An 817-nucleotide genomic window follows, 5' to 3' on the forward strand; every position below is an offset into this window, starting at 1 on the left:
CGCCCTGTTCGGACTCGCTTTCGCTACGGCTTCCCCACACGGGTTAACCTCGCAACACACCGCAAACTCGCAGGCTCATTCTTCAAAAGGCACGCAGTCACGAGACACCAGCAAGCTGATGTCCGACGCTCCCACGGCTTGTAGGCACACGGTTTCAGGTACTATTTCACTCCCCTCCCGGGGTACTTTTCACCATTCCCTCACGGTACTATCCGCTATCGGTCACCAGGGAATATTTAGGCTTAGCGGGTGGTCCCGCCAGATTCACACGGGATTTCTCGGGCCCCGTGCTACTTGGGTGTCTCTCAAACGAGCCGCTGACGTTTCGACTACGGGGGTCTTACCCTCTACGCCGGACCTTTCGCATGTCCTTCGCCTACATCAACGGTTTCTGACTCGTCCCACGGCCGGCAGACCGTGGAAGAGAGATCCCACAACCCCGTATACGCAACCCCTGCCGGGTCTCACACGCATACGGTTTGGCCTCATCCGGTTTCGCTCGCCACTACTCCCGGAATCACGGTTGTTTTCTCTTCCTGCGGGTACTGAGATGTTTCACTTCCCCGCGTTCCCTCCACATACCCTATGTGTTCAGGTATGGGTGACAGCCCATGACGACTGCCGGGTTTCCCCATTCGGAAACCCCCGGATCAAAGCCTGGTTGACGACTCCCCGGGGACTATCGTGGCCTCCCACGTCCTTCATCGGTTCCTGGTGCCAAGGCATCCACCGTGCGCCCTTAAAAACTTGGCCACAGATGCTCGCGTCCACTGTGCAGTTCTCAAACAACGACCAGCCACCCATCACCCCGAACCAT

Annotated in this window: 1 rRNA gene; it reads right to left on the bottom strand. The window is 58.0% G+C overall.

Features of this window, described 5'->3' with window-relative positions:
• A 23S ribosomal RNA gene (locus IQ210_RS46980) occupies positions 1-753 on the bottom strand; the annotation flags it as partial.
• Between the last annotated feature and the right edge of the window lie 64 nt (positions 754-817).

This window comes from Streptomyces justiciae (assembly GCF_015163075.1).
In the GTDB taxonomy this organism is placed as follows: Bacteria; Actinomycetota; Actinomycetes; order Streptomycetales; family Streptomycetaceae; genus Streptomyces; species Streptomyces justiciae.